Consider the following 5,386-nt stretch of genomic DNA (forward strand, 5'->3'; position numbering starts at 1 on the left):
GCTGCACCCTCAACAGCCAGGCGTTGACACCACCTACCTACAGCAGGCCAGATGTTGAAGCTAACCTATTGATTTTGTTGGTAGGCCGTATTGGACTTGAACCAATGACCAAAGGATTATGAGTCCTCTGCTCTGACCAACTGAGCTAACGGCCCCCGGGGAGGAGGCGCGGATTCTAGTCAGGCCCTGAGCTGACGTCGCATCAACGCTGAGACAGCGCCTGCCCCACCATCCGCGACGTGATGTCGACGATCTGGATCATGCGGTCGTAGGCCATGCGCGTCGGGCCGATGACGCCCAGCGTGCCCACCACCTGGCCGTCGACCTCGTAGGGCGCGCTGACGATGGACAGTTCCTCATAGGGCACGACCTGGCTTTCGCCGCCGATGTAGATGCGCACGCCCTCGGCGCGGCTCGACGTGTCGAGCAGGCGCATCAGTTGCGTCTTCTGCTCGAAGAGGTCGAACAGGCGGCGCAGGCTGCCCATGTCGTGGCTGAAGTCCTGCACGGCCAGCAGGTTGCGCTCGCCGGAGACGACGACCTGCTCCTGCTCCTGCACCATGGCCTCGGTACCGACCTGCACCGCCGCGCTCATCAGCCCGGCGATCTCGCCGCGCAACTCGTCCACCTCATGACGCAGGCGCTCGCGCACGGCTTCGAGCGTGAGGCCGGCGTAGTTGGCATTCAGGCGGTTGCTGGCTTCGGCAAGCTCGGACTGGCTGAGGTCCTGTGCGGTGAAGATGACGCGGTTCTGCACGTCGCCATCGGGTGCAACGAGGATGACGAGCACGCGGCGCTCGCCCAGGCGCAGGAACTCGATGTGGTGGAAGACGCTGGCCTTCTTCGGCGACGTGACCACACCCACAAAGCTGGACAGGTTGGACAGCATCAGCGCCGCGCTGGCGATGACGCGCTGGGGCTGGTCGGGCTGCAGCCGGGCGGCATCCACGCCAATGAGACCGGGCTGGGCCGTCAGCATGGTGTCGACGAACAGGCGGTAGCCGCGCGCCGTGGGGATGCGGCCGGCGCTGGTGTGGGGGCTGGCGATGAGGCCGAGKTCTTCGAGGTCGGCCATCACATTGCGGATGGTCGCSGGGCTGAGTTCCAGGCCCGAGGCCTTGGACAGCGTGCGCGAGCCGACCGGCTGCCCGTCCGCGATATAGCGTTCGACCAGGGTTTTCAGCAGGGATTTAGATCGCTCGTCGAGCATGCCCGCATTCTATGGACACCCCTTTTCCTGCAGAGAGAGGCGATACCCCTGTGGTGTAATTTGCCGCATGGCCGAGCGCTTCAGACATGTCGCCATCGTGGGCAAGCATCAAGCGCCTGGCATCGGGCCGGTGCTGGAGGAGATTGCCCAATTTTTGTGCAGCCAGGGCTTGGATGTCTCGCTGGAAGCGGACACCGCGCTCAACACCGGCCTGACGGGCTATGAAGCGCTGTCCAACGACGAGCTGGGCCGGCAATGCGACTTGGCGGTGGTCATCGGCGGTGACGGCACGATGCTCGGCTTCGCACGGGACATGGCCCGCCACGGCATTCCGCTGGTGGGCATCAACCAGGGGCGGCTGGGCTTCATCACGGACATTCCCATCGAACGCTGGCGCGAGTCATTGGCGCCAGTACTGGCAGGCGACTACGAAGTCGAGCCGCGGGCGATGCTGGAAGGCGCGGTCTGGCGCGACGGCGAATCCATCTTCTCCGGCCTGGCACTCAATGACGTGGTCGTGAGCCGCGGCGGCAGCTCCGGCATGGTGGAGCTGAAGATCGAGGTCGGCGAGCAGTTCGTCGCCAACATGCGCGCCGACGGCCTCATCGTGGCCTCGCCTACCGGTTCCACGGCCTATGCGCTGTCGGCCGGCGGGCCCATCCTGCACCCCGGCATCGCCGGCTGGCTGATCGTGCCCATCGCGCCCCACACCCTGTCCAACCGGCCCATCGTGCTGCCTGACCTGGGCGAGGTGCGCCTGGAGATCGTCGCCGGCCGCGATGCCTCGGTGAATTTCGACATGCAAAGCCTCGCGAGCCTGCTGCACGGCGACACCATCACCGTGCGGCGCAGCCAGCACCAAGTCCGCTTCCTCCACCCCAAGGGCTGGAGCTATTACGCGACCCTGCGACGCAAACTGCGTTGGTATGTTTAGAGCCTGACCCATGCTGCGGCACCTGAGCCTGAAGGATTTCGTCATCGTCCCTGCGCTGGAGCTCGACTTCGAGCCCGGCTTCGCCGTGCTGACCGGCGAAACCGGCGCTGGCAAGTCCATCCTGATCGACGCGCTGCAGTTGGCCCTGGGCGGCCGCGGTGACGCCGGCGTGGTGCGCGAAGGTGCGGCCAAAGCCGAGATCACCGCCGAGTTCGACACGCCGGCGCATCTGCGCGCCTGGCTGGACGAGGCCGGTTTCGACACCGATGACACGCTGCTGCTGCGCCGCGTCATCGACGCCGCGGGAAAAAGCCGCGCCTGGATCAACGGCGGCGCCGCCACGCTGACGCAGCTGCGCGAACTGGCCGACCATCTGCTCGACATCCACGGCCAGCATGCCTGGCAGGGCCTGACCCGCCCCGCCGCCGTGCGCGAGCTGCTGGATGGCTTCGCGGGGCTGGACACTGTGCCGCTGGGCCGCGCCCACGCCGCATGGAAGCAAGCCGTCGAGGCGCTGCAAAAGGCCCAGGGTCAGCAGGCCGACGCACTGCGCGAGCGCGAGCGGCTGGCCTGGCAGATCGGCGAGCTGGACGGCCTGGCGCCCGCCGAGGACGAGTGGGAGGAGCTGAACGCCGAGCACGGGCGCCTGTCGCACGGCCAGTCCCTCATCGACGCGGCCAAGTCGGCGCTGGATGCGCTGGACGAGGCCGAGCCCAGCGCCCAGTCCCTTGCCGGCGGCGCGCTGGACCAGCTCGAACGCGTGCTCGACCACGACGCCCGCCTGCTGCCCGCCGTGCAGGCCCTGCGCGACGTGCAGGCCCAGCTGCAGGACGCCAGCCACACGCTGTCGGCCTATCTGCACAAGGCCGATCTCGACCCCAGCCGCCTGGCCGAGCTGGACGAGCGCGTGTCGGCCTGGATGACGCTGGCGCGCCGCTACCGCCGCCAGCCTCACGAGCTGCCGGCCCTGCTCGCGCAATGGCGCACCGAGCTGGCCCAGCTTGACGCCGCCAGCGACCCCACCCTGCTCGAGGCGGCCCTTGCCGCCGCGCGCCAGGCCTTCGACGCCGAGGCCCAGGCCGCCAGCCGTGCGCGCAAGAAGGCGGCGCCGCAGCTGGCGTCCGCCGTCACGGCGGCGATGCAGCAGCTCGGCATGGCGGGCGGCCAGTTCGACATCGCCCTGAACCCCACCGACGGCCCGCAGAGCTTTGGCGTCGAATTCGCCGAATTCCTCGTCGCCGGCCATGCCGGCAGCACGCCGCGGCCGCTCGCCAAGGTGGCCTCGGGCGGCGAGCTGTCGCGCATCGCGCTGGCCATTGCGGTGACGGCCAGCCAGGCCGCAACCGACAACGCGCCCGGCACCTTGATCTTTGACGAAATCGACGTCGGCATCGGTGGCGCCGTCGCCGAGACCGTGGGCCGGCTGATGAAGCAGCTCGGCCATTCGGCAACCGGCCAGCGCCAGGTGCTGGCCGTCACCCACCTGCCCCAGGTGGCCGCGTGCGCAGACCGTCATCTCGTCGTCGCCAAGGCCTTGCAAGGCACGAGCACCGTCAGCTCCGTCAGCCCCGTGGCCGGCGAGGCCCGCGTGGCCGAGATCGCCCGCATGTTGGGCGGCGAGCGCCTGTCGTCCACCAGCCTGGCGCATGCGCAGGAGATGCTGGACGCGTCCACGGCGATCAAGCCGCGCAAGGCCCGGTCATGAGCATGGACACGGATCTGCACGGCGACGTCGTGCTGCTGACCGGCATGTCCGGCGGCGGCAAGTCGGTGGCCATGCATGCGCTGGAAGACGCCGGCTATTTCTGCGTGGACAACCTGCCCGCGGAGCTGCTGCTGGACTTCCTGCGCCTGGAGCAGCAACGCGGTGAACGACGTGTCGCCATCGCGGTGGACGTGCGCTCGGCGAGTTCGCTGCCGCTGATGCTGCCGCTGCTCAAGGACCTGCGAGCCACCGGCGTGCCGGTGCGCTCCATCTTCCTGGACGCCAACAACGAGGCGCTGATGCGGCGCTTCTCCGAGACACGCCGGCCTCACCCGCTGCGCGAGGACCGCGACACCGGCTTCGGCGCGCTGGAAGGCGCGGCCGATGACAGCCACCGCCTGTTGCTGGACGCCATCAAGCTGGAGCGCGAACTGCTCGGCGGGCTCAAGGCCGAGTCCACCGTCATCGATACCAGCCAGCTGCGCCCGGCGCAGTTGCGTGCCTGGCTCGGTGATCTGGTCGGCCCGCATGTCGGCGCCAAGCTCACCCTGGTTTTCGAGAGCTTCGCCTTCAAGCATGGCGTGCCCAGCGACGCGGACTTCGTCTTCGACGTGCGCGTGCTGCCCAATCCCTATTACGACCGGGAGCTGCGCCCGCTCAACGGCCGCGATGCGCCGGTGGCGGCTTATCTCGCAGCCCAGCCCGAGGTCGGCCTGATGATGGGCCAGATCGCCGGCTTCCTGTCGCGCTGGCTGCCCAATTTCGCGGCCGACCAGCGCAGCTACCTGACCGTGGCCATTGGCTGTACCGGTGGCCAGCACCGCTCCGTGTATCTCGTCGAGATGCTGGCGCGCCAGTTCAGCCACCACGGCCATGTGCTGAAGCGCCACCGCGAGCTGGACGCAAGGTAGAGCCCCTCGCTCGGCCCGGTGGGAAGTTCAGAACAAATGTTCTAGACATCGCGTTCTAGAACGTTTATTCTGAACCCATGAGTCGAACCCCTTCCTCCAAGCCAACGGCGGCCGAGCTGGACCTGCTGCGCGTGCTCTGGCGCCTGGGCCCCGCCGATGCGAAGGCCGTGCACGAGGCCCTGCTGCCCGAGCGGCCCGACGCCACCTATGCCACCGTACTGCGCCAGCTGCAGGTGATGCACGGCAAGGGCCTGCTGACCCGCGACGAGAGCCAGCGCCCGCAGCTCTACGCCCCCGTGCATGCCCAGGACAAGCTGCAGCAGTCCCTGGTGAAGGACTTCATCAGCAAGGCCTTTGCCGGCTCTGGCAAGGCCTTGGTGCTCGCGGCCCTGAAGAACCACGTCAGTGCCAAGGAACGCGCGGAGATCCGCCAGTTGCTGGCCGGGAAGGGAGATGAAGCCTGATGAGCCTGGACATCGCCATGATTGCCTGGGGCTGGGCCCTCGTGAACTTCGTCTGGCAGGGCGTCGTCGTCGGCGCCGCCGTGGCCCTGCTGCTGGCGCTGATGCGCGGCGCATCGGCACGCTGGCGCTATGCCGTCTGCGCGGCCGGCCTGGGGCTTTGCC

Annotated in this window: 5 protein-coding genes and 1 tRNA gene; 4 read left to right on the plus strand and 2 right to left on the minus strand. The window is 68.3% G+C overall.

Annotated elements, in window-relative coordinates; genetic code table 11:
* Positions 1-78: 78 nt before the first annotated feature.
* Both AC1DU6_RS19085 and hrcA read right to left on the minus strand, forming a co-directional pair.
* A tRNA-Ile gene (locus AC1DU6_RS19085) sits at positions 79-155 on the minus strand.
* 47 nt (positions 156-202) lie between these two features.
* Positions 203-1,210, minus strand: coding sequence for a heat-inducible transcriptional repressor HrcA (hrcA, locus tag AC1DU6_RS19090; protein ID WP_477858917.1), 1,008 nt, complete (start codon positions 1,208-1,210; stop codon positions 203-205).
* Positions 1,211-1,277: 67 nt separating this feature from the next.
* Here hrcA and AC1DU6_RS19095 point away from each other — a divergent pair, with 67 nt between their 5' ends.
* From AC1DU6_RS19095 to AC1DU6_RS19110, 4 genes are all read left to right on the plus strand, one after another.
* Positions 1,278-2,144, plus strand: coding sequence for an NAD kinase (locus tag AC1DU6_RS19095; protein ID WP_056193829.1), 867 nt, complete (start codon positions 1,278-1,280; stop codon positions 2,142-2,144).
* Positions 2,145-2,154: 10 nt separating this feature from the next.
* Entirely contained in the window at positions 2,155-3,849 is a 1,695-nt protein-coding gene (gene recN / locus AC1DU6_RS19100; RefSeq protein ID WP_477858919.1) for a DNA repair protein RecN, read from the plus strand.
* Positions 3,846-4,760 carry an RNase adapter RapZ gene (rapZ, locus tag AC1DU6_RS19105; protein ID WP_457351671.1) on the plus strand — a complete coding sequence of 305 codons (915 nt, stop codon included), beginning with the start codon at positions 3,846-3,848 and terminating at the stop codon, positions 4,758-4,760. The genes recN and rapZ overlap by 4 nt, the downstream gene beginning before the upstream one ends.
* Before the next feature lie 77 nt (positions 4,761-4,837).
* The gene (locus AC1DU6_RS19110) at positions 4,838-5,224 is read left to right on the plus strand and encodes a BlaI/MecI/CopY family transcriptional regulator (RefSeq protein ID WP_457323544.1); all 387 of its coding nucleotides are present in this window, start codon (positions 4,838-4,840) and stop codon (positions 5,222-5,224) included.
* Positions 5,225-5,386 lie beyond the last annotated feature (162 nt).

Source organism: Roseateles sp. P5_B10 (assembly GCF_056400485.1).